Raw genomic sequence first — 25880 nt, 5'->3', positions numbered from 1 at the left:
TCAGTCCAGGGGGTTGATGGCGCGCAGGCGCCGCGGGCCGGTGTCGGGCCGTGACGGCGGCGGCCCCAGCACGAGACGGGCGTTGGCGACGAAGGCGCCGTCCGGCGACGCCAGGATCGGGTCGAGCACCAGCGACCGCACCTCCGGGTTGTCCTCGGCCAGCGCGGCGACGCGCAGGACCATGTCCTGCAAGGCGGCGAGGTCGGCGGGCTCGTCACCGCGGTAGCCGGTGAGCAGCGGCGCCGTGCGGGGCTCCCGCAGCAGCGTGGCCGCGTCGACGTCGGTGAGCGGCACCGCCCGGTACGCGCGGTCGCCCAGCAGCGTGCTGACCAGCCCGGACAGCCCGAACGACACGAGCGTGCCGAACGACGGGTCGTCCTGCAGCCCGATCACGCACGACAGGCCCTTCGGCGCCATCCGCTGGACGTACACGTCGTCGTCGCCGGAGATCTCGCGCAGGCTTTCGTAGGCGGTGCGGACGGAATCCTCGGACGCCAGGTCGAGCCGGACGCCCGCCAGGTCGGGGCGGCCGCGCAGCCGCTCGTCGACGGCCTTGAGCGTCACCGGGTAGCCCAGCTCGGCCGCCGCGGCGACGGCTTCGTCCACTGTGGACGCCACCCGGAACGGCACGACGTCGATGCCGTAGCAGCCCAGCAACCGCACGACGTCGGTGTCGGACAGCAGCGTCGTCTTGCCGCTCTCGCTTTCGAGGAGCTCGCGCACGAGCCCCTGCGCCTGCTCGGTGTGGATCCCGGCCGGCCGCACCAGCGTGCCCTGCGGGCGCTGCCGCCACGCGGCGTACCGGACGACTCTGGCGAGCGCGTTCACCGCGCGTTCCGGGCTCGGGTACGACGGGATCGAGCCGCGCGTCGGCACGCCGTCGCCGGTCAGGACGGCCAGCTCGTCGGGGACGCCTTCGGCGGCGAGGAACGTCGAGACGATCGGCTTGCGCTGCCCGAGTTCGACCACGGTTTCGCGCAGGGCGCGCGCGTACGCCGTGCCGGGGATCGCCACCGGCGGGGCGAACACGACGACCAGCGCGTCGGTGTCCGGCGAGGTGAGGGCCTCCCCGACCGCCTTGGCGAAGTCGTCCGGCCCGGCCTGCGGGCCCACGTCGACCGGGTCGAAGGCCAGCCGCAGGCCCTGCATCCGCGCGGTGTCGGCGGCCAGCAGCCCGATCGCGCTGGAGTTGCCGACGATGCCGATCCGCGGCCCGGCGGGCAGCGGCTGGTGGGCGAACACGAGCGCGGTGTCGAACAGCTGCGCCAGCGACTCCACCCGCACGACGCCGGCCTGCTCGAACAGGGCCTGCACACTGGCTTCGTCGATCTCCGTGGACGTCGCCGCGAGCTGCGGGCGGACCGCGTGGCGGCCCGACTTCACCGCGACGATCGGTTTCGTGCGGGCCAGCCTCCTCGCCAGCCGCGCGAACTTGCGCGGGTTGCCGAAGGACTCCAGGTACAGCAGGACGAGGTCGGTGTCCGGGTCGGTTTCCCAGTACTGGAGCAGGTCGTTGCCCGAGACGTCGGCGCGGTTGCCCGCCGAGACGAACGTCGACAGGCCGAGGCCGCGCGACTCGGCGTCGGCGAGGATCGCGGTGCCCAGCGCGCCGGACTGGCAGAAGAAGCCGGTGCGCCCGCGCACGGGCAGGCGCGGGGCGAGGGTGGCGTTGAGCCGGATCCCGGGCGCGGTGTTGAGCACGCCGAGGGCGTTCGGGCCGACGACGCGCATGCCGTGCGCCCGCGCCTCGCCGACCAGCCGCAGCTCGGCGTGCAGGCCGTGCGGCCCCGCTTCGGCGAAGCCGCTGGAAAGGATCAGCAGCGTCTTGACGCCCTTCGCGAGGCAAGCATCCAAAACGGACTCGACCGACTCGGCGGGCACCGCGACGACGGCCAGGTCGACCTGGTCCGGGATGTCCAGCACCGACGCGTACGCGCGGACGCCGCGGACCGAGCGGTGCTCCGGGTTGACCGGGTAGACGGTGCCGGTGAACGCGGCGGCCAGGAGGTTCGCGAAGGCGACGTGGCCGACCTTGCCGGGCTCGGCGGACGCGCCGATCACCGCGACCGACGTCGGGTGCAGCAGATTGTGCACGCTGCGCGCCTCGGCGGCCTGCTCCCGGGAGCGCGCGACCGCGAGGGACTCCTCGGTCGGGTCGATGTCGAACTCCAGGTGCAGCACGCCTTCTTCGATCTCGCGGCTGACCTGGTAGCCGGCGTCGCGGAAGACCCGCACCATGGCGGCGTTCTCGGCGAGCACCTCGGCGACGAACCGGCGCAGCCCGCATTCGGACGCGGCCGCGGCGAGGTGTTCGAGCAGGATCGAGCCGAGCCCGCGGCCCTGGTGCGCGTCGCTGACGACGAAGGCGACCTCCGCCGACGGCCCGTGGTCGAGGCGCTCGTACCGGCCGACCGCGACGATGTCGTCGCCGAGGAAGGCGGCGAACGCGACGCGGTCGTGGTGGTCGACCGTGGAGAACCGCTTGAGGTCCTTCTCCGGGATCCGCGGGTACGCGCCGAAGTAGCGGAAGTAGCGGGTGCGCTCGGAGAGCTTGGCGTGGAAGGCGACCAGGCCGTCGGCGTCGGTGGGGACGATCGGGCGCAGGTGGACGGTGCCGCCGTCGGACAGCACGACGTCGGCCTCCCAGTCGCGGGGGTAGTCGAAGGGGTCCCGGCCGGTCATGGTCAGTCCCTGGGGTCGTCCGGATCGAGGCCGTGCAGGGGGAAGACGGCGCGGCGGGTGTCCCGGACGGCGACGTCGACCGGGTCGTCTTCGCCGTCGCCCCACGGCTTGAAAGCGGTCTCGCGGTCGTCGGTCATGGCTCGCGGCAGTTCGGCGTGCGGGGCGGCCTTGGAGACGGTTTCGACCCAGCCCGGCGGCAGCGGCGTCGCGGGGGCGACGTCCCGGTCGAGGACGGTGGCGATCAGGTGCGTCCACGACCGCGGGACGACCCGGATCAGCTGGTAGCCCCCGCCGCCGACGGCGATCCACTTGCCGCCGGCGTAGGTCTCGGCGAGGTCGCGGAGGGTGGCGTAGATGGTGCGGTGCCCGTCGACGGAGAGGGAGAGGTCGGCCAGGGGGTCTTCCTCGTGCGAGTCGACGCCGCACTGGGTGAACAGCAGCTGCGGCTCGAAGTCGGCGAGCAGCGAGGGGACGACGGCGTTGAAGGCGCGCAGCCAGCCGGGGTCTTTGGTGCGTGGGGGCAGGGGGACGTTGACGGAGGTGCCGTCCGCCTTCCCGCGGCCGGTCTCGGCGGAGTAGCCGGTGCCGGGCCAGAGCGTGAAGGGGTGCTGGTGCATCGAGACGGTGAGGACGCGGGGGTCGTCGTAGAAGGCGGCCTGGACGCCGTCGCCGTGGTGGACGTCGGTGTCGATGTAGGCGATGCGCTCGAAGCCGTGGTCGAGCAGCCAGCTGATGGCGACGGCGCAGTCGTTGTAGACGCAGAACCCGGAGGCCTGGTCGCGCATGGCGTGGTGCAAGCCGCCCGCGATGTTGACGGCCCGGGTGGCCTCGCCGTCGGCGATCTTCCGGGCGGCGAGGAGGGTGGAGCCGACGACGAGGGCGGAGGCGTCGTGCATGTCGGTGAAGACGGGGTTGTCGGCGGTCCCGAGCCCATGCCCGACATCCCACCCGACGAGCGGCGCCTCCCGCACGGCGGCGAGGTATTCGGGAGCGTGGATCCGGAGGAGTTCTTCGTCGCCGGCCCCGGTGGGGACGAGCAGTTCGACACCGTCGAGCACCCCGAGCTCGGTGGCCAGCCGGACGGTGAGCTCCAGCCGGACGGGGTTGAAGGGGTGATCGCCCCCCAGGTCATAACCGAGAAGGGCGGAGTCCCAAACGACGGCCGGCGACATGGGATCGACTCTAGTGCCGATCGGGGGAACGCGTGGACCGGAAGTGGGGGCAGGGGGTAGCCCAGGCGCCGCGGTGGCTGGGTGGGGCCTGCCGGGGTGGGGCAGCTTGGCGGGTCGGGGTTGGTGGCCGCGGGTCCCGTCGGGCTCGGCCGGCGAGTTGCTGGGTTGGGTTGGCGGGTTGCGGGGTTGGGTTGGCGGGTTGCGGGGTTGCCGGCGCAGCCAGGCGCCCCGCCAGCAGGTCCACCGCAGCTCGGCCAGGCGAGTTGGCGTCGCAGCCGACCGCCCCGGCCTCGCCGGTCCGCCGCCGCTCGGCCAGGCGGGTTGCGAGTGCCGTCGGCCGCCCGGTCGGGTTGCGGCTGCTCAGCCGGGCAGGGCGCCCGTTGCTGCCGGGCGCTTCGGGTCCCGCGACCAGTGGGACCACGAGCCGGCGTACAGGCCCGCGCCCGGGTGGCCCGCCAGCTCCAGCGCCAGCACCACCGAACTCGCCGTCACCCCTGAGCCGCAGTACGCGCCGACCGGCTCGCCCGGGCGCAGGCCCAGGTCCGCGAAGCGGGTGGCCAGCTCCTCGGGCGTGCGCCAGTGGCCGTCGTCGGTCGTGTGGCCGGCGAATGGGGCGTTCACCGCTCCCGGGATGTGCCCGGCCCGCGGGTCGACTGGCTCCGTCTCGCCCGTGTAGCGCGGGTTCGCGCGTGCGTCCAGCAACAAGCCGTCGCGGGCCAGGGCCGCCGCCTCGTCCGCGTCGAGTACCGGCATGCCGCCCGGCCGGACCGTGATGTCGCCCGGCTCCGGCGCCGCCTGCTCCGTGCTCACCGGGTGACCGTCGGCCGTCCACGCAGCGTAACCGCCGTCGAGCACCGCTACCTCGTCGTGGCCGGCCCAGCGCAGCAGCCACCACGCCCGCGCGGCGACCGAGCCGTCGGCGTCGTCGTAGACCACCACCGGCGCGCCCGTGCGGACGCCCGCCGCGCGCAGGTCGTGCTGCAGGTCGGCCGGGTCGGGCAGCGGGTGCCGGCCGCCCTCGCCCGGCTCGCCCGCGAGCACGCGGTCGAGGTCGGTGAACACCGCGCCGGGCACGTGGCCCTCGCGGTAGGAATCGGCGCCGGGCGGGCCGGCGAGCCGCCAGCGGACGTCGAGGACCACGGGCCGGTCCCCGGCCGGGCCGGCCAGCGCGGCGGCGAGGTCGGTGGTGCTGATCAGCGGACGCATGCCTCCCATCTTCCAGCGGCCGCCCGCCCCGCCGCGCCGGGGTGCGGACATATCCGTCACCGGCGGGTCGTTACCCCCAAGGGCCGCCGCCGCTGTCGGGGTCAACGACTACGATGAGCAACGCGGACGAAGGGGACAGCGTGAACGATCTCATCGACACCACCGAGATGTACTTGCGTACGATCTACGAGCTCGAAGAAGAAGGTGTCGTTCCGCTGCGCGCCCGCATCGCCGAGCGCCTGCAGCAGAGCGGCCCGACCGTGAGCCAGACCGTCGCCCGGATGGAGCGCGACGGCCTCGTCGTGGTCGCCGACGACCGGCACCTGCAGCTGACCGACCACGGCCGCGAGCTGGCCATCGCCGTCATGCGCAAGCACCGCCTGGCCGAGCGTCTCCTCGTCGACGTCATCGGGCTCGAGTGGGAGCACGTGCACAACGAGGCGTGCCGGTGGGAGCACGTGATGAGCGAGGCCGTCGAGCGCAAGCTGGTCAAGCTGCTCGACCACCCGACCACCTCCCCCTACGGCAACCCGATCCCCGGCCTCGACAAGCTCGGCGACGGCGACCCGGCCCCGCCCGCTGAGGCCGACCTCGTCCGGCTCGACGAGTTCGCCCGCACCGGCGGCGGCCGCGTCGAGATCCGGCGCATCGCCGAGCACGTCCAGCTGGACGAGTCGCTGATGACCGAGCTCAAGTCCGTCGGCATCGTGCCGGGCGGCACGGTCACCATCGGCAAGGCCAACGGCGGCACCGTCGAGGTCACCGGCGGCGAGACCACCGCCCAGGTCGCCAGCTCCGCGCTGCACGCTGTCCTGGCGCAGGCCAGGTGAGCCCCGCTTCGGAGGCCGTGGCGGCGTTCCGCACGGTCCACGGCAGCGAGCCCGCCGGCGTGTGGTCCGCGCCCGGGCGCGTCAACCTGATCGGCGAACACACCGACTACAACGACGGCTTCGTGCTGCCGTTCGCCCTGCCGCACCGCCTGGCCGCGGCGGCGTCGCCCCGCGAGGACGGCGTGCTGTCCGTGGCCACCCTGGGCGACGACGGCCAGCTCCAGCGCTCCGGCGAGCTGAAGATCGCCGACCTGGCGCCGGGCACCGTCGACGGGTGGGCCGCGTACCCGGCGGGAGTCGCCTGGGTGCTGCGCGACCAGGGCTTCCCGGCCGGCGCCGACCTGGTCGTCGCCGGGGACGTGCCGTCGGGGGCGGGGCTGTCCTCCTCTCACGCGCTCGAGTGCGCGGTGTCGCTGGCGTTGCTGGGCCTGGCCGGGCTGGAGCTCGGCGCCCCCGGCGACCGCGTCCCGACGCGACCCCAGGTGGCGCGGTGGGTCCAGCGCTCAGAGAACGACTTCGTCGGCGCGCCCACCGGCCTGCTCGACCAGACGGCGTCCCTCTGCTGCACCGAGTCCCACGTCCTGTTCCTCGACGTGCGCTCCGGCGAGCAGGAGCAGGTGCCCTTCGGCCTGGCCGACGCCGGGCTGCAGGTGCTGATCATGGACACCCGCACGAAGCATTCGCACGCCGAGGGCGGGTACGGCGAGCGGCGCCGCGGCACCGAGCGCGCGGCCGAGCTGCTCGGGGTGAAGGCGCTGCGCGACATCACCGTCGAGGGGCTCTCCGCGGCTCTCGACCGGCTGCCCGAGGACCTCGTGCCGCTCGTCCGGCACGTCGTCACCGAGAACCAGCGGGTCCTCGACACCGTCGAGCTGCTGCGTGCCGGCCGGCTGGCCGACATCGGCCCGTACCTGGACGCTTCGCACGTCAGCATGCGCGACGACTACCGGATCTCCACGGCCGAGCTGGACCTCGCGGTCGACTCGGCGCGGGAAGCCGGCGCGCTCGGCTCGCGGATGACCGGCGGCGGCTTCGGCGGCTCGGCGATCGCGCTGGTCCGCGACGCCGACCTGGAGGGGGTCAAGGCGGCCGTCGAAGCGGCGTACGAAAAGGCCGGCTACCGGCGGCCGCGGATGTTCACCGCGGTGCCGTCGCGCGGCGCCGGCCGCGACGAGGTCTGAGGCCGCGCAGGTCCGCGCGGGGCAACCCCCGGGCGGACCCGCGCGTCGGCCAGGGGGAAGACTGTGGCGCACAGTCACCCTCGACAGGAAGGCCTGGACGTGTCGGAGCAGAGCAACGCCCTGAAGCTGGTCGTGACGGGCGGAGCCGGGTACGTCGGCAGTGTCTGCGCCGCCCGGCTGATCGAGGCCGGGCACCAGGTCACCGTCGTCGACGACCTGAGCACCGGCCACGCCGACGCCGTCCACCCGGACGCGCGGTTCATCGAGGGCGACGCCGCCGAGGTGGCGGGCAGCCTGCTGCGCGAGGGCTTCGACGGCGTGCTGCACTTCGCGGCCAAGTCGCTGGTCGGCGAGTCGATGGCGGAGCCGGCGAAGTACTGGGAAGGCAACGTCGTCACGTCGCTGCGGCTGCTCGAGGCCATGCGCGAGCACGGCACGCCCCGCCTGGTGTTCTCCTCGACGGCGGCGACCTACGGCGAGCCGGAGCAGTCGCCGATCCCGGAGTCCGCGCCGGCCCGGCCCACCAACACCTACGGCGCGACGAAGCTCGCGATCGACCACGCGATCACCAGCTTCGCCGGCGCGCACGGGCTGGCCGCGGTGAGCCTGCGGTACTTCAACGTCGCGGGCGCGTACGGCGCGTTCGGGGAGCGCCACACCACGGAAACCCATCTCATCCCCCTCGTCCTCCAGGTCGCCACGGGCGACCGCGAAAAGATCCAGATCTTCGGTGACGACTACCCGACGCCGGACCACACGGCGATCCGCGACTACATCCACGTGGTGGACCTCGCGGACGCGCACCTGCTGGCGCTGAAGAGCGCGACGGCGGGTGAGCACCGGATCTACAACTTGGGCAACGGCACGGGGTTCTCCGTTCTGCAGGTCATCGAGGCGTGTCGTGAGGTCACGGGCCACCCGATCCCGGCGGCGGTGGCGCCGCGGCGGGCGGGCGACCCGTCGGTGCTCGTGGCGGCCAGCGACCGTGCCCGGGAAGACCTGGGGTGGAAGCCGGAGCGGACCGAGCTGACGGGGATCGTCCGGGACGCTTGGGAGTTCACCCAGTCCCGGCGGAGTGCTCGGGACTGAGTCGCGGGTCGTTAGGACAAGTGCGGCTGCGCGAGGTCTGACCACCGCTGGTTGACGGCGGTCGGACCTTGGTCGGCTTGTGGACGCGCGCCTCGGGATCGGCCGCCGAGCATTGCCCTGACCGGCACCGTCCGAGCCTGGCCGACGGCGGCCAGGCCTTGCGCTGCTCGCGAACGCACGCGCCCGGGATCGCCGGACTCGCAGCCCGCAACCGACCACCCGGCGCTCGGCGAAACCGGCGCGAGCAGCCAGCATGCCGCGAGAGCTGGGCCGCGAACATCCAGATGCCTGGGAGACGAGCCAGGCTCTGCGGGTCGTTCGGACGATGGCAGCGGGAGTTTGCTGCGCGAGGTCTGACCGCCGCCGGCCGGCGGCGGTCAGACCTCGGCCGGGCTTGTGAACGCTCGCCTTGGCGATCAGGCGCGTCGCCCCGCGCCGGCACCTGCGAGCGGCAGCCGAGGCAAACCCCGCAGCCCGAGCGCTCCGAGACTTGGCGCCGGCGGCGGCGGTCAGTGTTCAGGGGGCGATAACTCCCCTATGACTCCTCCCCCCACGAGCTCCGCGGGTCCACACACGACAGTCACCGGCGCACTGGCGTCCGCCTCTTCGAAGTCCAATGGCTCCAACCCGAACCCGCACAAACCGGCCGGGTCCGCCTCCAACGCCAAGCCCAGCAACTGCTCCGGGGGCATGCCGCGCCGCAGGACCGTTCTCAGCAATCCCGCCAACACGTGCTCGCTGTCCGCCTCCAGTGCGTTCTCCAGCGCCATCCCCGCGAACGCTCCGTCGCCGCGCATGAAAGCCGTGTAGCCCAGCAATGTCGCCGCTTCGGCTCGCTCTGGGGCCGGCAGCTCCTGGACCAGGGTCAGCCACAGGCGCTCTGCCTCGCGTGCCTGCGGGGTGTGGGGTGGGACCGCCATGCCCAAGCACGCGTCGCGGATCTCCGGGAGCGTCAACGCGCTCGCCAGCAGGACCGCTTGCTCGTCCGTCGGCGGGCCCGCGCCTCGCCGTTGGCGCTCGAACGCCGCTCGGATCACCGAAGCCGCCTCGGACACGCACGTCGACTCCGGCCAGGGCAATGACGACATCCGGGACAGAGACGCTGTCCGGCGCGCCACCGCCTCCGGGGAACGGGGCGCCAGCAGCGCCGCCAGTTCGTCGCGGCCGGCGAACGCCACCACACCCTCTTTCGTCGCCCATGCCGCCGCGACCGTCGCGCGGGGGTCCGGGAGCTCGCCGCCGCACGCCGGGTCCGTGTAACACCCCCAGGGCGCTCCTTCGCTGATGTCCGCGGCCCACAACACGTGCAGCAGCGGGACGCCGAGTTCGTCAAGCGCCTCCGTCAGCTCGCCCGCGAAGCCCGCGTGCGGTGGCGGGCCGCCGGGTCTTCGCTCGCCGCCGATGAGGACCAGCGTCACCGCCGTCGGCGGCGACAGGGCATACCTCGCCGCGAGCGCTCGGGCCTGCCGGCTCCGGTCTTCCGTGTGCGGGAGGTCGCCGCGCAGGACCAGGCCCACGCCGTCGGCTCGGTGGCCGATGAGGACGACGGAGTTCGCGGGCCGGAACCCGATCAGGTACGGGAGCGCGGCCAGCAGCTGCGCGGGGATTCGGAGGTCGACCGGCGGCCGGCCGGTCGGGGTGGGAGTGGTCATGCCTCCAGCGTGGGGCAGGACGGGGCCGGGTGGGGCGGTGGCGGCGAATCTGTGGATGGCCGGGGCCGATGTGGACGGAATCGGGCGGGCGGCGCCCGGGCGGCGGGTTTTTGTCGGTGGGGCGGGCTAGGGTGCCCGGCCCCACCGACCGGTCCGGCCTCAGCCGCAGTGCTCGAACCCGCTCTCGTAGGTGTTGCCGCCCACCGAGCCACCCCACTTCACGCAGGTCGCGGCGGCGGTCTTCTTCACCGGCCCGGCGTAGTAGGCGAAGCTGCCGGAGTCGGTCACCCGCGTCGAACCCTGGACTTCCAGGAACGCCGACACCGGGCTGGCGGTGCCGAGCGACGTCGCCTTCAGCGTCGTCACGCAGTTCGCCTTGGTCGAGGAGTTGTACAGCAGGTACGCCGTGCCCGAAGAGTTCGCCAGCGCCTGCTGGTCGACGACGGAGAAGCCGTCGCCGCAGACCTCTTCGGCGGAGTACGGGTTGCCGCCGCAGTTGTTCTTGCTCGTGAAGTTCGTGTGGCCGTAGTACGGCACGGCGACGCCGTTCAGCTTCGCCTTCTGCACCACGCCGTCCAGCCGCTCCTCGAAGTGCAGGTGCGGCCCGGTGACGCCGCCGGTCGCGCCGGCCTTGCCGATCTCCTTGCCGAGCGCCACGGACTGCCCGACCGAAACCTCCTGGGCCGACAGGTGGGCGTAGCGGGTGCGCCAGCCGCCGCCGTGGTCCAGTTCGATCCACTTGCCGTAGCTCGTGCTGCCTTCATCGGCGACCCGGGTCACCGTGCCGGACGCCGAGGCGAGCACGGGCATGCCGGTGATGCCGTCCTTCTGGAAGTCGACCGAGTACGCCGGGCTGTGGCCGCTGAACGTCGCCGCGGTCACGGTGACCCCGCACTTGAACGGCACCTGGAAGTTCGGCGCGGCCGACGCGGGCGCCTGGCCGGCGAGGGTGAGGCCGAGCGCGGGCAGCGCCGCGGCGGCGGCGAACACGGCGAGCCGTCGCAACCTGGACATGGGGCTTACCTCCTGACAAACGAGACAGCTTGACCCCACGAAGGGAAGCCCCCGTCGGTACATTTTCCGTACAAGCACCCGCGGAGGACCTTAGAAGATGACGCCCGGACTGGCCCGGTTCGACCGGTTTCCCCAGGGACAGGCCTACCTGCGCTGGGCGTTCATCGCCGTCCCGATGGTCGCCGCGATGCCCCGCGCGAACACGCTCGCCTGGATCCTCATCGGGATCACCCTCGCCCTGTCGATCCCGCTGCTGTGGCTGTACGACGTCGGCGGGCGACGGCTGCCGCCGGTGCTGCTCCTGGCCGTGATCCTGTGCGCCGGCACGCTCTGGGCGCTCGTGCCGAACAGCTGGGCGTCGGTGACGATGTTCAGCACCACGTTCTTCGTCGTGCTCCGGCACTCGGCCGTCCCGATCCTGCTCGCCATCGCGTTCGACCTGGGGGCGATCACCTGGTGGGCGTCGCTCCACGATGCCTGGGACGGCGCCCTGGCGACGTACACGGTCCTCGCCGTGATCGTGCTGCTCGGCCTGAACCGGCGGACCCGGATCGCCCGCATCGAACAGACGGAGCTGGCGCTGGCCCGCGCGCAGACGGCCTCCGAGGAACACGCCCGCGCGGCCGCCCTCGCCGAACGCGCCCGCATCGCCCGTGAGCTGCACGACGTGCTCGCGCACTCGCTGGCCGGGCTTTCCCTGAACCTCCAGGGCGCCCGGCTGATGCTGGTGCGCGACGGGGCGAGCCCGGACGCCGTCGCGCAGATCGAACGGGCGCAGAAGCTGGCGTCGGACGGCCTCGCCGAGGCCCGCAAGGCCGTGGCCGCGCTGCGCGAGGACGCCGTCCCGGTCGAACGCGCGATCGCCGACCTCCTGGCCGCCTACCGGCTCGACAGCGGCGCACGGGCGGACCTCAAGGTCGAAGGCGAACCCCGCGAACTGGACCCCGCGGTCGGCACCGCGCTGGTCCGCGCGGTGCAGGAAGCACTGGCGAACACGCGCAAGCACGCGGCGCAGGCCGACGTCGACGTCACGCTGGACTACGCCGGCGGATCGGTGGACCTGACCGTCGCCGACCGGCAGGGCAGGCGGCCGCCGGACGCGCCGGCGGCAGGCTACGGTTTGCGCGGGATGAGCGAACGGGTCGCGCTGCTCGACGGCCGGTTCGAGAGCGGACCGGGGGAGGACGGATGGCGGGTTCACCTGACGGTGCCGGCGTGACGCTGCGCGTCGTGCTGGCCGATGACCAGGCGGTGGTCCGGGAGGGCCTGGTCACGCTGCTCGGGCTGCTGCCCGGCGTCGAGGTGGTCGGCGCCGCCGCCGACGGCCTGGCCGCGCTCGCCCTCGTCGCCGAGCACCACCCCGACGTCGTCCTGGTCGACCTGCGGATGCCGCGTTGCGACGGCGTCGAGACCACTGAACGGATCCGCGCCGAGCATCCGGGCACCGAGGTCGTCGTCCTGACCACCTACGCCGACGACGAGTCGCTGCTGGCCGCGTTGCGCGCCGGCGCCCGGGGCTTCCTCACCAAGGACGCCGACGCCGAAGCCATCGCGCGGGCCCTGCGCTCGGCGGCCGCCGGGCAGTCCACAGTGGACGGCGAGCTGCAGCGGCGGCTCGTCGAAGCCGCCACCCGCAGCACGCCCCGGCGCGTCAAGGAGGTCGAAGGCCTGACCGCCCGCGAGATCGAGGTGCTGCGGCTGATCGCGGCGGGCCTGTCGAACACGGAGATCGCGCGCACGCTCGTGGTGAGCGAGGCGACCGTGAAGACCCACGTGAACCACTTGTTCACCAAGGCCGGGCTGCGCGATCGTGCGCAGGCGGTCGCCTTCGCCTATCGGGCGGGCATCGCCGACTGACTCACCCCGCGGGCGGGATGTTCGCGTTGTGGTGGAAGACGTTCCGCGGGTCGTACTGCGCCTTGATCCGCGCGAGCCGCTCGTACTTCGCGGGCCCGTACGACGTCCGGACCCGGTCGGCTTCGTACTCCGCCATGAAGTTGACGTAGCCGGCCGGGTTGGACGAGAACGGCACCAGCGCCTCCCAGAACTCGCGCACCCACGCGCGGTCCACGGCGAACGGCGCCGGCTCGGCGGCGATCGAGTCGATGTTGATCAGGATGCTTTCGCGGCGCGGGCCGCCGAACGCCGTCGCGTCGTCGGCGACCTCGGTGAAGGCGCCCCGCATCGCGAAGATCGGCATGATCGACATCGGGGACGTCTTGCGCGGCAGGAAGTCCGCGATGACCTCGATGACTTCGTCGCCGAACCCGTCGGCGTACGCGGCCTTCTCGTAGCCGAGGATGCCCCACGGCGCGGCGTCGTCGAGCATCCGCTGCAGCTCGACGTACGGGATCGGCGACACGAACTCGAACAGCGGCGCCGGCCCGGAACGCGCCGCCCGGATCGCGGCGGCGTGCTGCTCCTCCCCCTCGAACCCGGCGATGAGCAGGGCATAACCGGGCCGGAAGTGGTACCGCTCCGGGACGAACGGGGCGGGCGGCGCGTTGAGCCCGGCGACCAGCACGCCCATCTCGCCGGGCAGTTCCGCGATCACTTCGCGGGCTTGGCGCAGCGCCTCCACGCCGTCCTCGAGGCCCCAGAAGAACAGTCCCAGGTGGACGATCGGGCCGACCGGGTGCAGCCGGAACTCGAACTCGGTGACGACGCCGAAGTTGCCGCCGCCTCCGCGCAGCGCCCAGAACAGGTCGGGGTGCTCGACGGCGGACGCGCGGAGGATTTCACCGTCGGCGGTGACGACCTCGGCCGAAAGCAGGTTGTCGCAGGACAGCCCGTGCTTGCCGGTGAGCCAGCCGAAGCCGCCGCCGAGGGTCAGGCCGCCGACGCCGGTGTGGCTGATCGTGCCGCCCGGTACCGCGAGCGCGTGCTCCTGCGTGGCGGTGTCGAGCTGGGCCCAGGTCGCCCCGCCCCCGCAGCGCGCGGTCCGCCCGACCGGGTCGACGCTGATCGTCTGGAGAGAGCTGAGGTCGATGCAGACACCGCCGTCCACGACCGCCGCGCCGCCGTAGTTGTGTCCGCCTCCGCGCACCGAGACGTCCAGCCCGGCTTCGCGTGCGTACGCCAGCGCGGCTGCGACGTCCGCGGGCCCGGCGGGCCGCACGACGACGGCGGGGCGGCGGTCGATCTCCCCGTTCCAGACCGATCTGGCGATGTCGTAGCCGGGGTCGCCGAGGGTGAGGACGGTTCCGGTCAGCTGGGCGCGCAAGCTCTCCAACGTGGGTTCGGCGGTCGAGGTCATGGCGGTTCCTCTCGCAGCGGACAGAGCCCCTATAAGTCGCCTGACCTGCGAAGATCGTTACGTTGCGTGATCCTCAGCGGCGTGGGAGAAGACGCTGGGTGAACCCGGCCGCGGCCAGCCTGCCGAACGCCCGCTCGACGCCGGCCGGGATCGGCTGGGGGATCGCGAAGCCGCGCGCCGCGTACTCCGTGATGCGCTGGGTCTCCCCGACGAGCATGCTGACCACGCGCTCGACGTCCTCTTCGCCCGTGACGTGGTCCTCGAACGAGGCCGCCTTCGACGCGCACACGACGTCGACGCCCGGCCAGAGCCGCTTCGCCGTCGCGTACGCCCGGCGTTGCTGGTACGGCCGCGTCACCAGCGTCACCGACCCGATCCGCCGCTCGGCCAGCAGCCGCCGGGTGAACGCGATGTTGTCGCCCGTGTTGCGGGCCGCCGGCTCGACCAGGATCACCTCGTCGGGTACGCCCAGCTCCAGCGCGATTTCGCGGTAGTGGACCGCTTCGCCGCGCGGGAAGCGGTCCACCGTCGTCGGCGCGTTGGCGCCGGTGAAGACGACCAGTGGGAAGCGTCCCGCGTGGAACAGCTCGGCGGTGTGGACCGCGACGCCGGGATCGCGGCTGCCCAGCCCGATCCCGACGTCGGACCGCCGCGGTTCGTGCCGCAGGTCGTGGTACTCCCACAACGTGCGGACATCGGCGTCCAGGTGCTCCGGCAGCATCAGCCGAACGCGGCTCGCAGGGCCGGCTTGCCGCCCGTCACCGGCAGCGTCACCGACGTCCTCGTCAGGTCGAGCGCCAGTCCCGCGCCCGGCTTGGGCCGCAGCGTGTAGTCGTGGTCGCTCGACGCCAGCAGGAACTCCAGCCGGTGGCCCGCCGCGAGGATGTAGTCCTTCGGCATCAGCTCGACGCCGATCCGGTAGGTCTGCCCCGGCGTGATCGGCTCGGTGCGGGCCGGCGACGTGCGGTTCTGCGGGTCGGTCCAGCCGCGGCTGATGATGTGGGACGTGCCGTCGGGGGCGCGGTCGAGCAGGATCGCCGACACGTTCGCCGCGGGCCGGTCGAACGCCAGCGCCAGGTCGGCGCGCGCGGTGCCGGAGAGCCGTACGGACTGCTTCGCCGCCGAAGTCGCGTACAGCAGCCGGTTGCCGGAAGACGCGAGGCCGGCCAGCTGCTCGATCGTCTTCGACGAGTCGTCCGCGAGGGTCTCGACCGCCGCCGTGCCCGGCACCGGGTTGCGGGTGTCGATGGCGCCCTTCGCCCTGCCGCCCGGCCACGGGTAGACGCGGACGTCGGACGTGCCCGGCGCCGGCCAGTCCGCCTCGTCGGTCCACGACAGGTCCTCGCGCTGGATCGTCGCCTTCGGCTCGTTCTGGATGCCGTTGTCGATGCCGTAGAGGTAGTGCGACATCCACTTGTTCAGCGTCGCCAGCCAGACGTCGCGCCGCAGCGAGTACGGGTCGGCGTGGCCGGACTGGTGCAGCCAGATCTTGTGCTCCACGCCGTGCGCCTTCAGCGCGTCGTACCACTCGGCGACCTGGTCGGTCTTGACGTTCCAGTCGTTGAGGCCGTGCACCGCGAGCACCGACGCGTGCACCTCGGCGACGTCGTTGCGGTAGTTGCGGACGTCCCAGAACGGCGTGTAGTCGCCGGTCACGCGGTCCTGGTCGCGGGTCAGCCCGTCGATCACCGGGCGGCAGACCTGCCGGTCGGCCCGGGTGTAGACGTACTCGGCGAGCACGTCGGCGTCCTCGCCCTGGAACCCGCCGGCCGCGACGACGGCGCCGTCGTTGCGGTAGTACTGGTACCAGCTGGAGATCGCGGCGATCGGCACGATCGTCTCGAGGCCCTCGACGCCGGTGCTCGCGACGGCGTTCGGCAGCGTCCCGTTGTAGGAGACGCCCATCATGCCGGTCTTGCCGGTGCTCCAGTCGGCTTTCGCCGCGGCGCCGTTCGCGTCTCTCGCGGCCGCGCGGCCGTTGAGCCAGTCGACGACCGAGCGCGCGCCGATCGTCTCGTTGACGTCGCCGGTGGTCGGGCAGCCGGTGGAGAGGCCGCTGCCGAGCGACTCGCCGTACACGACGGCGAACCCGCGCGCGGTGAAGTAGTCCTGGTAGCGCCAGGTGATCGGGGTGGCCGGGCCGACGCCGTGCGCGGCGACGCGCGGGCCTTCCGGGCCGCGGGCGTACCCGGGTGCGTAGAGCTCGACGTCGACGTCGTGGTTCGCGATGTCGTTGCCACCGGCGTAGTACGGGCTGGCCTGGTAGACGACGGGGACCTTCAGGCCCTGCTGCGTCGCGCGCGGGCGGACGACCTGGGCGTGCACGAGGTCGTCCTGGCCGTCGTGGTCGCTGTCGACCGGCGCGGTGACCCAGACGTCTTCGCGGACGACGTCGGCGGGGTCGAACACCGGCTGGGCCTGGCCGCCGGTGAAGACCGGGGCCGGTGGCGCGGCTTCGGCGGTGACTGCCGTGAGCGGCAGTGCGAGGACGGCGGCGAGCACGACTGCGGCCTTCATCAAACCCCCAAGCCGGGCGAAGCGGACGACTGTCGAGACTTCCGTTCCGGCCGCGGGGGTGTCAAGAGACTAACGTCGGGGGCATGCCGACCGTGGAAGCGCCGATCGCCGCCGTGACCGTCTACCCGCAGCAGGCCCGGATCACCCACCGGGGCAAGGCCCCGCTCGACGGCGGGCCGCGCCTGACGTTCGCCGGGCTGCCCCTGTCGCTCGACCCGGGCTCGGTGCGGGTCACCGGCACCGGTCCCGCGCTGATCACGGGCGTCGACGTCCGCACCGAGCGGCACGCGTCCCCGGCCGACGCGGCGTTGCGGGCTTTGGTGGAGCAGCGGCGCGCGGACCAAGCGACGCTTGACGGCGTCGTGGACGACGAAGCGGCCGAAGCGATGAAGGTGGATCTGCTGACTTCGCTCGCGAAGCGCAGCGGCGGCAGCTTCGCGAAGGCGCTGGCGGCCGGGACTGCCGAGCCTTCGCGCGTCGCCGAAGTCACCGATGCGTTGAGTGCACGTCTGGCCGCGGCTTTGAAGGCCCGTCGAGTGCTTTCCGACCGGGTCGCGCGGCTGCGCGAGGACCTCGCTGCTTTGGATCGGCGGATCGGGTCCCACAGCGCTCAGTCCGAAGAGGACAGTACATCGGTAGTGGTGGAGCTGGAGATCTCGGACACTTCCGGATCGGCGGAGCTGGAACTGTCCTATGTGGTCCCCGGGGCGAGCTGGGAACCGGGGTACGACGTCCGGGTGCGCGGCACCGAGGTGAATGTGACGTCGTACGGGCTGGTCAGCCAGTACACGGGCGAGGACTGGCCGGAGTGCGAGCTGGCGCTGTCGACCGCGCGGCCGGCGGTTTCGGTCGTCGTGCCGGAGTTGTCGCCGTGGTACCTGGACCGCGTCCACCCGGTCCCGGCGGCCCCGGCGGCGGCTTACGGCGGTTCGGGCGGCGGGATCCCGGAGGGTGCGCGGACGCGGGGGTTCGCCGCGTTGGCCGCCGCTCCGATGGCGCCGAAGGTCGCTTCGGTCGAGCAGGGGACGACGGCGGTGACGTACCGGCCTTCGCGTCCGGTGGCGGTGCCGTCGGGGGCTCAGGGGCACCGGACGACGTTGGCGCAAGTGGATCTCACGGCTTCGCTGGGGTACGTCACCGCGCCGGTGCTGGCCGAGGAGGCGTACTTGCGGGCCACGGTCGTCAACACGTCGTCGTTGGCGTTGCGACCGGGGCGGGCTTCGGTGTTCCACGACGCCGAGTTCGTCGGGACGACCGTTTTGGCGGCTTGGGCTCCCGGGGAGGAGCTGGAGCTGGCGTTGGGGGTGGACGACCGGATCCGCATCGAGCGCGAGCTGGTGCGGCGGACGGCTTCGAAGGCGACTTTGTCGGGGCAGAAGCGGCGTGAGGCCGAGTACAAGATCTCGGTGGGCAACCACGGGCCTCGCGAGGCTGTGGTGACGGTGCTGGACCAGGCGCCGGTTTCGCGGGACGACGGGATCACGGTGAAGGATGTGAAGACGTCGCCGGAGCCGGTGGAGACTTCGGAGCTGGGTGAGCTGACGTGGAAGTTGACGTTGGCTCCGGGGCAGACCGGTGAGGTGAAGCTGTCGTACCGGGTGGATGTCGCGAAGGGCGTGGAGCTGTCCGGCTGGCGGGAGTAGCTGCCCGTTCTCCGGAAATCGAAAACAACCGCACCGGAAACGCTACGATGCGCGACGCCGGGAAAGCGACGGAATCGACGATCGGAGCCGGGTTTGAAAACGGGGGCGGACACCGCGCGGACGAAGATCGTCGAGTTCTGGCGGACCGTGGAAATGTTCAGCCCGCAGACGGTGGACAAAGCCAGCCGGGAGAAGGCGGTGTTCACCGTCCGCCCCGAGCAACCGCTGCCGTGGGAACCCGGCCACGAGCTCGCCCGCCGGAAACTGCCTCCGCACCAGGCCTGGCGGCACGTCGTCTACCTGGGTGTCTACCGCCTCGACGAGGTGTTCGAGGCACTCGCGCGCGTTTTCGAGCCGGACAAGGACAGCTACGACGAGCGGCCCGCCGGGGACAGCGCGCTCGCCGCCTTCGTGGTGAACGAGGAGGGGCGCGCCCTGCTCGACTCCGCGGTGCTGTCGTGCTGCGCCTGGGCGACCGGCCAGGTCGTGCGGGACCGCCGCTGCGAACCGGACTGGCCGGCGCTCTTCCAGGACGACCTGCTCGCTTTCTCGAAAGAGTGGCAAGGTCTGGTGACCGACGAACTGCACACGGAGGGCGAGACACCGCAGTACGTCCCCCACGTGCTCGACCACGACGCGCTCGCCGAGTGCCTGTCCGCCGCGGTGACCGCCACCGGAACGACCGGGACGCTGTCCGCCGCGGAAATCCGGATCAGCAGCCAGATCGTCGCGCGGCGCAAGGCGGACGACGTGGCCGGCCACGACTTCCTCAACAGCTTCATCATGGACGATCTCCACCACGTCGCCGGCCGGTTGGCCGAGGGGGACGTCGGGGTCGCGCTGCGCGACTACCTGCTTCCCAACGCCGCCCTGCGCACGGCCGAACGCGTCGACGTGCGCACCACCCCCGAAGTCGTGCTGGCCGCGACGGCACCCGGCGCCGTGCCGGACGGCCGTTGGCCGAGCAAACCGGAGCACGCGCTCGCGCTCAACCAGCAGCTCGCCGTGAGCACCGCGCTGCGGACGGCGGATTCGGGCGGCGTCATGGGCGTCAACGGGCCGCCCGGCACCGGCAAGACCACGATGCTGCGCGACCTGATCGCCGGCCTGGTGGTGGAACGCGCCCGTCGGCTGGCCGCGCTGCCCGAGCCGGGTGCCGCCTTCACCGGCCGGAAATCGAAGTGGCGCACCGGCGAACGCAACCGCGCGCTGTCCCACTGGCAACCCGAGCTGACCGGATTCGAAATGGTCGTCGCGTCGGCGAACAACGGCGCGGTGCAGAACGTCACCGACGAGATCCCGGCCGCGGACGCCATCGACGAAGTGTGGGCGAAGCACGCCGCCGCCGTCGACTACTTCCCCGCCATCGCCACCGCCTTGCTCGCGCCGGATCCCGACACCGACTCGCGCAAGGCGGACGGCGCGCCCGCCGAGCACCCGGCCTGGGCGCTGGTGGCGGCCCGGCTGGGCAACAAGGCCAACCGCGGCCGGTTCGTCAGCACGTTCTGGTACCACACCCCGGACGATCCCGGCGCCGACGACGCCTGGCACGGCATGCTGGCCGTGCTCAAGGGCTACGAGCAGGAGATACCCGAACAATCGTGGTCCGCGGCCGTGCGCGAGTTCCGGGCCGTCGAAGCCCGGGTCGCCGACGTGCGAGCCCGGCGCGAGGAACTCCACCAGACCGCTCTGCACCTCCCCCGGCTTCGCGAAAGCGTGGTCCGGCGGCGGAAAGAGCTGGCGACCGCCGAATCCCGGGTGGGAAAGGCGGAGGCCCGGCGGCTGGCGGCGGTGGCCGAGGAGAAGACGCGGGTCACCGAGGCGCTCGAGATCGCCCAGCGCCGCCGAGCCGAGCTCGAGGAGGCGGCCCGGGACCGCGTCGTCCAAGCCGAACGGTTCGTCGCGGCCCGCCGAGCGGACGTCGAGCGCCTCGGAACGGCTCGGCTCGCCGAAGCGGAACAAGCTGTGCGGGCGCGGCGGGCCGAACTCGATGGACGAGAGCAGGCACTGCTCGCGCACCGATCGGCCGCGCCCGGCCCGTGGGACCGGCTGCGGACGTTCGGCCGCGCGCACAAGCAGTGGCTCTGGCAGCACGACAGGTTGATGTCCCAGGAGGAAGCGGCCCGCCAGGACCTCGCCGCGGCACAGCGGACGCGCGATTCCGCGCAGTGGGAGGTCACCACCGCCCAGCGCGCGTACGACGACGCGGTCGGGGAGCTGAGCGCGGCGCGCGCCGTGCTGACCGCGGGGATCGCCCTGCCCGACGTCGACCACCCGCCCCTGGTCGCGGCGCGCCGCGAAGTGGCGCTCGCCGACCTGGAGCTTTCCACCGCGCTGGCTGCCCGGGCCGAAGCCCACCGCCGCCTGCGGGCCGACGAGGACGAGCTTTCGGCGAGCACCGACCGGATCGCCGAGGCGGAGCAGGCGCTCGGCCGGCACTTCCCGGACAGCACCTGGTGGACCGACCGCGAACGCCGGGAGTCCAGCGCACTGTGGACCGACGCCGAATGGAACACCGCGCGCACTGAACTGCTGTTCGCCGCATTGGCGCTGCACAAGGCATTCATGCGGCACGCGGCCACGAAGGTGCGGCAGAACCTCCAGGCCGCCATGGACGTCCTCGGCGGCGACGCGCCCCGTGACGCTCCGGCCGAAGCGATCCGGGTGGCGTGGCAGAGCTTGTTCTTCGTCGTCCCGGTGGTGTCGACGACGTTCGCCTCCTACGCGCGCCTGTTCGGCCGTCTCGGCAAGGAAGCCTTGGGCTGGCTGCTGATCGACGAAGCCGGCCAGGCGACTCCGCAGAACGCCGTCGGAGCCCTGTGGCGGACCCGGCGCGCCCTCGTCGTGGGCGACCCGCTCCAGCTGGAGCCGATCACCACCCTGCCGTTCCGCGCCGAACAGGCGATCCGCACCGAGCTCGCGGTCGACGAGCAGTGGCTGACCAGCCAGACCTCGGTGCAGCGCCTGGCCGACCGGCTGACGAGGCTCGGCACCCGGCTGCGCGACGACGACGGCGAGACGTGGGTCGGCGTGCCGCTGACCGTGCACCGGCGGTGCGACCAGCCGATGTTCCACATCGTCAACACGGTCGCCTACGACGGCCTCATGATCGACGGCACCGCACCCGTCCTCGGCGAGAAATTCACCGCCGCCTATCCGGATCTCCCGGCGTCGAAGTGGATCGACGTCGTCGGCGACGGCGCGCAAGGCCACTGGATTCCCGACGAGGGCCGTCAGCTCGACCGCATCCTCGCCACGCTCACCCGGCTGGACTTCGACATGTCCGAGGTGATGGTCATCGGCCCGTTCCGCGACATCGCCCGCCAGGTCGCGATGCGGGCCGGCCGCCACCGCGGGCTGGTGGCCGGCACGGTGCACACCGCCCAGGGCAAGCAGGCCGACATCGTCATCCTCGTGCTCGGCAGCGCGCCCGACCGGCCGGGCGCGCGCAATTGGGCGTCGAGCAAACCGAATCTGCTCAACGTCGCCGTCAGTCGCGCCAAGCGGCGGCTCTACGTGATCGGCAATCGCCGGGAATGGGCGCGGTGGCGGTATTTCGAGACGCTCGCCGCGCACCTGCCCCGTTCCGCGCCGGTCGGGCGGTGAGTCAGCCCTGGGAGATGTAGGCCTCCAGCTGTTCCTGGCTCTTCTCCAGCTGTTCCATCCGGTTCTTCACGACGTCCCCGATGGAAATGATCCCGCCCAGCCGTCCATCGACCAGTACCGGCACGTGGCGGATGCGGCGCTCCGTCATCAGGACCGACAGCTGGTCCACCGAATCGTCCGGGGTGCAGCTCGCCACCAGCTTCGTCATGATCTCCGACACCGGACCGTCCAACAGGGCCGGGCCGTGCTCGTTCAGGCGGCGGACCACGTCTCGTTCCGACACGATCCCCGCTATCGATCCGTCCGGGGCGACGACCACCATCGCGCCCACGTTGTGTTCGGCCAAGCCGGCCAGCAGCGCGGTCACCGTGGTCTCCGGGGTGACCGTTGCGACCGCCGACCCCTTCTTGCGCAGCAGATCCGCAATCCGCATGGCGATCCTTCCCGTCGGTGAGCTGGATCACCACAGGGTAAGGGTGCCGGGACCCACGCGAAAGTCCGGCAAACGGGGCGTTCTCGTGGTATTCAAACCGATTCAGCCGAGGCGTTCGGCCAGGCCTTCGAGAGCCGCGCGGATGCCCGCCGCGTAGTCGTCGTCGCCCAGGGCGTCCAGGCGGGCTCGGGCCAGTTCCAGCTGCTCGCGCGCCGCCGCCAGGTCACCCAGCTTGCGGTAGTCCTCGCCCAGGTTGAGGTGCAGCGACGGGTAGAAGCCGCGCACCGCCAGGGACGAGTGGTGCTCCTGGGCCCGCGAGTCGGTCAGCGAGTCCGCCGCCGCCAGGGCGCGCAGGTCCCACTCCAGCTCCTCCGCCGGGTCGTCGCAGACGTCGGCCATGTGGTGCGCCAGCGCGACGCGGTGCAGGGGGTCGCCGTCCGGGCCGATCGACGCCCACAGCCGCGTGAACGTCGCGTACGCGCCCGCGCGGTCGCCGCCGATGTGCTGCCGCAGGCCGGCGTCGATCGCCACCATCACGTCGTCGGTCACGCCGCTCCCCCGTCCGCCAGCTTGCGCAGCCGGGCCAGTCCCGGCCCGATCCGCTCGGTCGCGACCGCACCGTAGCCGAGCACCAGCCCGTGCCGGCGCTCGCCCACGGCGAAGTCCCCCAGCGAGTACAACCGGACGCCGGCGCGGCGGGCCCGGCGCACCAGAGCCGACAGGTCCGCCGAAGACACCGCGCTCACGTGCAGCCCGGCCGAGGACGGCAGCAAGCTCAAGAACGGGAACTCGCCGACCAGCGACGACAGCAGCTCGTGCCGCTCGCGGTAGACCTTCCGCATCCGCCGGACGTGCCGCGCGAAGCCGCCCTCGGCCATGAACGCCGCCAGTGCCGCCTGCTCGACGTTCGGCGCGTGCCAGTCCGTGAGGTAGCGGGCCTTCACCAGCGCCGGCACGAGCAACGGCGGCGCGACCAGGAACCCCAGCCGCAACGCCGGCGAAAGCACCTTCGAAAACGACCCGACGTAGACGACCCGGCCGCGGGAATCCAAGCTGTGCAACGGTTCCAGCGGCCGCCCGGTGTAGCGGAACTCGGTGTCGTAGTCGTCCTCGACGAGCACGGCGTCGTGCCGCTCGGCCCAGTCCAGCAGCTCCAGGCGCCGCTCCAACGACATCGACAGCCCCAGCGGGTACTGGTGCGACGGCGTCACGTACACCAGCCGCGCCTCCGCCGGGATCGCACGAACCACGATCCCCTGGGCGTCGACCGGCACCGGCGCCACCCGCACGCCCCGCGCGGCCAGCACGAGCCGCGGCGGCGGGTAGCCGGGGTCCTCGACGGCCGCGACGTCGCCCGGCCGCAGCAGCACGCGCCCGACCAGGTCCGTCGTCTGCTGGGCGCCGGCGGTGACGACGACCTGCGCCGCGCTCGCCCGGACGTCCCGCGACAGCCCGATGTGCCGCGCGATCTCGGTGCGCAGAGCACCGAGGCCCTGCGGGTCGCCGTAGGTCATCAGGTCGGCCTGGCCCGCGCGCAGCCGCTGCGTGACGAGGCGGCGCCACGTGTCGAACGGGAACCGCGTGAGGTCCGGGACGCCGGGCCGGAAGTCGAACTCCGGGGCCGGCGCGAACGGCGCGGGCGGCGCCGGCACCGCGTCCCACTCCGGCAGCGGGCGGACCCCCGACACCAGCGACGGCGCGGGAGGTGCCGGAAAGGAAGCCGTGACGAACGTGCCCGCGCCGACGCGCCCGGCGAGGAACCCTTCGGAGGTGAGCCGGTCGTAGGCCGCGCTGACCGTCGTCCGGGAGACCGCCAGCCGCTGCGCGAGCTCCCGCGTCGGCGGCAGCGCCTCGCCGGGCCGGATCCGGCCGTCCAGGATCGCCGCGCGCAGCTGCCGGTAGATCGCGTCGCGGTGCCCGCGCGTGCCGGTCAGGTCGATGTGGACGTCCATCACTCCAGATTGGCACACCGGAATAAGCGAGGATTTGGCACTTCTCGTGGTCCGCTCCCGCGCCTAGCGTGCGGAGCATGGATCTCCGCGAACTCGACCGCCGCACCCTGCTCGTCCTCGACAAGATCGTCGCCGCCGCCAAGCCGGAAGACCTCTCGCGCCCGACCCCGTGCGCCGGCTGGACGCTCGAAGATCTCCTCCGCCACCAGGTCGGCGAGAACCACGCCTTCGCGACAGCGGCCCGCGACGGCTCGGCCCCGGACTGGGACGCCGGCGACCTCGGCGACGACGCCGTCGCGGCCTACCGGGCGTCCGTCGACGACTTCCTCGCCGCCTTCGCCGACGACGCCGTGCTGGAGCGGCGGCTCACGATCAACCACTTCGGCACGTTCCCCGGCACGATCGCCGCGCACATGCACCTCGTCGACACCGTCGCGCACGGCTGGGACCTGGCCCGCACGCTCGACCTGCCCTACGAGCCCGACGCCGACGCCGTGCACGCCGCGCTGCAGCTGGCCGAACGGATCCCGGACGAGGGCCGTGAGAAGAACGGCTCCTTCGCCCACAGCGTCGAGACAGGACCGGAAGCGAGCGAGCTCGACCGGTTCCTCGCCCTCCTCGGCCGCGACCCGGCCTGGACGCTCAGCTGATGTCGGCGGGCGCCGCGCTCCACGTGTCGCACGCCTTGGTGTTCTTGCCCTCGTAGCCCGCCTTCGCCCACGAAAGCTGGTGTTCGCGCGAGCCGTGCGTGTCGCTGTCGTTCGCGCGGCCGTAGTCGGCGACGGCGGCGTTCGCCAGCGACCGGCTGACCGAGCCCGTGCCGGCGACGGCGGCCAGGAACAGCGCGCCGAAGCAGTTCGCCTGCAGCTCGATCCGGCGGACGACCTCCTTGTCGGCGGCGCTGTCCTCGTTCGGCGAGGTCATCTTGTCCGCCGCCGCGGCCAGGATGCCGCTCTCGCGCTGCACGTGGTGGCCGTACTCGTGGGCGATCGTCGCGATGTGGCGGGCCTTGTTGAGCCCGGCGTCCGACAGCATCCAGTCGGTCGGGGCGTAGATCGTCGTGTCGCCGCCGCAGTAGTAGGCGACGGCTTCGTTCTCCGTCGGCGCCGCGCCGCACGCGCTGTGCTCGGGCAGCGTCACCGAGACCGTGGCGGTCAGCGTCGGCTCGTTCGCCTTCTCCAGCGCCGGGCGCCACGACTGCTCCAGGCAGTCGACGAGCGCGCCGTAGTAGGCCTTGAGCTGCGCGGGCGCCCGGCCGAGGTCGGGCAGCGCGCACGTCGCGGGTCCGGGCGTGATGCCGGCCGACAGCAGCGGGTTGCGCGCCAGCTCGGGCACCGGCTTCGCGGGCTTGCCGTCCGAACCGCCGCTGTACGCGCGGCCGGTGTCGACGCCCTGGGCGACGTACGCGTGCCCGTCGACGCGGTGCGGGATGGTGGCCGCGATCAGCGAGATCGCCAGCACGACGATGAGCACCCCCGCGACGGCGCCCCAGAGCCGGCTGCGCGGCGGGGCGATCGGGACGGGCGGCGCGGCGGCCCAGTTCGGCGCCCAGGGGTTCGGTTCCGGGGCCCACGCGGGTTCCGGCGCCCGGTCCGCACCCGGCGGCGCGGGAAAACCGGACATTCCGTCGTCGTTCACGTTCTCCCC

20 protein-coding genes are annotated in these 25880 nt (G+C 72.7%); 8 read left to right on the top strand and 12 right to left on the bottom strand.

Annotated features, from left to right (window positions below):
- From AB0J40_RS01040 to AB0J40_RS01030, 3 genes are all read right to left on the bottom strand, one after another.
- A complete protein-coding gene (locus tag AB0J40_RS01040; protein ID WP_364445812.1) occupies window positions 1-2682 on the bottom strand; it encodes a GNAT family N-acetyltransferase in 2682 nt (893 codons plus the stop codon).
- 2 nt (window positions 2683-2684) lie between these two features.
- Entirely contained in the window at window positions 2685-3854 is a 1170-nt protein-coding gene (locus tag AB0J40_RS01035; RefSeq protein WP_364445810.1) for an acetoin utilization protein AcuC, read from the bottom strand.
- Window positions 3855-4214: 360 nt separating this feature from the next.
- Window positions 4215-5060, bottom strand: coding sequence for a sulfurtransferase (locus AB0J40_RS01030; RefSeq protein WP_364445808.1), 846 nt, complete (start codon window positions 5058-5060; stop codon window positions 4215-4217).
- A 113-nt stretch (window positions 5061-5173) separates the two neighbouring features.
- Here AB0J40_RS01030 and AB0J40_RS01025 point away from each other — a divergent pair, with 113 nt between their 5' ends.
- The 3 genes from AB0J40_RS01025 (at window position 5174) to galE (ending at window position 8160) form a co-directional block, all read left to right on the top strand.
- Complete coding sequence (locus AB0J40_RS01025; protein WP_364445806.1) at window positions 5174-5890, top strand: metal-dependent transcriptional regulator; 717 nt, start codon at window positions 5174-5176, stop codon at window positions 5888-5890.
- Window positions 5887-7071, top strand: coding sequence for a galactokinase (galK, locus tag AB0J40_RS01020; RefSeq protein WP_364445804.1), 1185 nt, complete (start codon window positions 5887-5889; stop codon window positions 7069-7071). The genes AB0J40_RS01025 and galK overlap by 4 nt, the downstream gene beginning before the upstream one ends.
- A 99-nt stretch (window positions 7072-7170) precedes the next feature.
- Window positions 7171-8160: a UDP-glucose 4-epimerase GalE gene (gene galE / locus AB0J40_RS01015; RefSeq protein ID WP_364445802.1), complete on the top strand. Its 990-nt coding sequence runs from the start codon at window positions 7171-7173 to the stop codon at window positions 8158-8160.
- A gap of 509 nt (window positions 8161-8669) precedes the next feature.
- On the opposite strand, the gene AB0J40_RS01010 is transcribed toward galE, so the two are convergent.
- A complete protein-coding gene (locus AB0J40_RS01010; protein WP_364445801.1) occupies window positions 8670-9812 on the bottom strand; it encodes a DUF4192 domain-containing protein in 1143 nt (380 codons plus the stop codon).
- A 159-nt stretch (window positions 9813-9971) separates the two neighbouring features.
- Window positions 9972-10826, bottom strand: a complete 855-nt coding sequence (locus AB0J40_RS01005) for a M23 family metallopeptidase (RefSeq protein ID WP_364445799.1) — start codon at window positions 10824-10826, stop codon at window positions 9972-9974.
- A 97-nt stretch (window positions 10827-10923) separates the two neighbouring features.
- On the opposite strand from AB0J40_RS01005, the gene AB0J40_RS01000 reads away from it, so the two are divergent.
- Window positions 10924-12045, top strand: a complete 1122-nt coding sequence (locus tag AB0J40_RS01000; RefSeq protein WP_364445797.1) for a histidine kinase — start codon at window positions 10924-10926, stop codon at window positions 12043-12045.
- Window positions 12042-12683, top strand: a complete 642-nt coding sequence (locus tag AB0J40_RS00995) for a response regulator transcription factor (protein ID WP_364447246.1) — start codon at window positions 12042-12044, stop codon at window positions 12681-12683. Before AB0J40_RS01000 ends, AB0J40_RS00995 begins: the two co-directional genes overlap by 4 nt.
- A 1-nt stretch (window position 12684) precedes the next feature.
- Here AB0J40_RS00995 and AB0J40_RS00990 read toward each other — a convergent pair whose 3' ends face one another.
- The 3 genes from AB0J40_RS00990 to AB0J40_RS00980 all read right to left on the bottom strand — a co-directional run bounded on the left by AB0J40_RS00990 (window position 12685) and on the right by AB0J40_RS00980 (window position 16599).
- Entirely contained in the window at window positions 12685-14082 is a 1398-nt protein-coding gene (locus AB0J40_RS00990) for an FAD-binding oxidoreductase (RefSeq protein WP_364445795.1), read from the bottom strand.
- A gap of 73 nt (window positions 14083-14155) precedes the next feature.
- Window positions 14156-14803, bottom strand: coding sequence for a YdcF family protein (locus AB0J40_RS00985; protein ID WP_364445793.1), 648 nt, complete (start codon window positions 14801-14803; stop codon window positions 14156-14158).
- A complete protein-coding gene (locus tag AB0J40_RS00980; RefSeq protein ID WP_364445791.1) occupies window positions 14803-16599 on the bottom strand; it encodes a Xaa-Pro dipeptidyl-peptidase in 1797 nt (598 codons plus the stop codon). The genes AB0J40_RS00985 and AB0J40_RS00980 overlap by 1 nt, the downstream gene beginning before the upstream one ends.
- 83 nt (window positions 16600-16682) lie before the next feature.
- Between AB0J40_RS00980 and AB0J40_RS00975 the strand changes: the two genes are divergently transcribed.
- On the top strand, window positions 16683-18242 hold the full coding sequence (locus AB0J40_RS00975) for a DUF4139 domain-containing protein (RefSeq protein ID WP_364445789.1): 1560 nt from the start codon (window positions 16683-16685) through the stop codon (window positions 18240-18242).
- 93 nt (window positions 18243-18335) lie between these two features.
- Window positions 18336-21848: an AAA domain-containing protein gene (locus AB0J40_RS00970; protein ID WP_364445787.1), complete on the top strand. Its 3513-nt coding sequence runs from the start codon at window positions 18336-18338 to the stop codon at window positions 21846-21848.
- Between the two features lies 1 nt (window position 21849).
- Here the strand turns inward: AB0J40_RS00970 and AB0J40_RS00965 are convergent, their stop codons facing one another.
- The 3 genes from AB0J40_RS00965 to AB0J40_RS00955 all read right to left on the bottom strand — a co-directional run bounded on the left by AB0J40_RS00965 (window position 21850) and on the right by AB0J40_RS00955 (window position 24233).
- The gene (locus tag AB0J40_RS00965; protein ID WP_364445786.1) at window positions 21850-22281 is read right to left on the bottom strand and encodes a CBS domain-containing protein; all 432 of its coding nucleotides are present in this window, start codon (window positions 22279-22281) and stop codon (window positions 21850-21852) included.
- 102 nt (window positions 22282-22383) lie between these two features.
- Complete coding sequence (locus AB0J40_RS00960; protein ID WP_364445784.1) at window positions 22384-22830, bottom strand: hypothetical protein; 447 nt, start codon at window positions 22828-22830, stop codon at window positions 22384-22386.
- Window positions 22827-24233, bottom strand: a complete 1407-nt coding sequence (locus AB0J40_RS00955) for a PLP-dependent aminotransferase family protein (RefSeq protein WP_364445782.1) — start codon at window positions 24231-24233, stop codon at window positions 22827-22829. The genes AB0J40_RS00960 and AB0J40_RS00955 overlap by 4 nt, the downstream gene beginning before the upstream one ends.
- Before the next feature lie 77 nt (window positions 24234-24310).
- Here AB0J40_RS00955 and AB0J40_RS00950 point away from each other — a divergent pair, with 77 nt between their 5' ends.
- Window positions 24311-24883 (top strand): TIGR03086 family metal-binding protein, encoded by a 573-nt coding sequence (locus tag AB0J40_RS00950; RefSeq protein ID WP_364445780.1) that lies wholly within the window; start codon window positions 24311-24313, stop codon window positions 24881-24883.
- Here the strand turns inward: AB0J40_RS00950 and AB0J40_RS00945 are convergent.
- Complete coding sequence (locus tag AB0J40_RS00945) at window positions 24876-25856, bottom strand: neutral zinc metallopeptidase (RefSeq protein ID WP_364447243.1); 981 nt, start codon at window positions 25854-25856, stop codon at window positions 24876-24878. The two genes, AB0J40_RS00950 and AB0J40_RS00945, sit on opposite strands and share 8 nt — an antisense overlap.
- Window positions 25857-25880: the final 24 nt, after the last annotated feature.

Origin of the sequence: Amycolatopsis sp. NPDC049691 (genome assembly GCF_040675005.1) — a bacterium.
GTDB lineage: Bacteria > Actinomycetota > Actinomycetes > Mycobacteriales > Pseudonocardiaceae > Amycolatopsis.
This window is presented reverse-complemented; position numbering and strand designations above follow the sequence as displayed.

What these genes read in the sequence shown, in the direction of transcription:
- AB0J40_RS01040 (WP_364445812.1), bottom strand. Translation starts at nt 2,682, where the DNA reads ATGACCGGCCGGGACCCCTTCGACTACCCCCGCGACTGGGAGGCCGAC.
- AB0J40_RS00950 (WP_364445780.1), top strand. Translation starts at nt 24,311, where the DNA reads ATGGATCTCCGCGAACTCGACCGCCGCACCCTGCTCGTCCTCGACAAG.
- AB0J40_RS00990 (WP_364445795.1), bottom strand. Translation starts at nt 14,082, where the DNA reads ATGACCTCGACCGCCGAACCCACGTTGGAGAGCTTGCGCGCCCAGCTG.
- AB0J40_RS01025 (WP_364445806.1), top strand. Translation starts at nt 5,174, where the DNA reads ATGAGCAACGCGGACGAAGGGGACAGCGTGAACGATCTCATCGACACC.
- AB0J40_RS00980 (WP_364445791.1), bottom strand. Translation starts at nt 16,599, where the DNA reads ATGAAGGCCGCAGTCGTGCTCGCCGCCGTCCTCGCACTGCCGCTCACG.
- AB0J40_RS01010 (WP_364445801.1), bottom strand. Translation starts at nt 9,812, where the DNA reads ATGACCACTCCCACCCCGACCGGCCGGCCGCCGGTCGACCTCCGAATC.
- AB0J40_RS00975 (WP_364445789.1), top strand. Translation starts at nt 16,683, where the DNA reads ATGCCGACCGTGGAAGCGCCGATCGCCGCCGTGACCGTCTACCCGCAG.
- AB0J40_RS00955 (WP_364445782.1), bottom strand. Translation starts at nt 24,233, where the DNA reads ATGGACGTCCACATCGACCTGACCGGCACGCGCGGGCACCGCGACGCG.
- AB0J40_RS01035 (WP_364445810.1), bottom strand. Translation starts at nt 3,854, where the DNA reads ATGTCGCCGGCCGTCGTTTGGGACTCCGCCCTTCTCGGTTATGACCTG.
- AB0J40_RS00965 (WP_364445786.1), bottom strand. Translation starts at nt 22,281, where the DNA reads ATGCGGATTGCGGATCTGCTGCGCAAGAAGGGGTCGGCGGTCGCAACG.
- AB0J40_RS01005 (WP_364445799.1), bottom strand. Translation starts at nt 10,826, where the DNA reads ATGTCCAGGTTGCGACGGCTCGCCGTGTTCGCCGCCGCCGCGGCGCTG.
- AB0J40_RS00945 (WP_364447243.1), bottom strand. Translation starts at nt 25,856, where the DNA reads ATGTCCGGTTTTCCCGCGCCGCCGGGTGCGGACCGGGCGCCGGAACCC.
- AB0J40_RS01030 (WP_364445808.1), bottom strand. Translation starts at nt 5,060, where the DNA reads ATGCGTCCGCTGATCAGCACCACCGACCTCGCCGCCGCGCTGGCCGGC.
- AB0J40_RS00985 (WP_364445793.1), bottom strand. Translation starts at nt 14,803, where the DNA reads ATGCTGCCGGAGCACCTGGACGCCGATGTCCGCACGTTGTGGGAGTAC.
- AB0J40_RS01000 (WP_364445797.1), top strand. Translation starts at nt 10,924, where the DNA reads ATGACGCCCGGACTGGCCCGGTTCGACCGGTTTCCCCAGGGACAGGCC.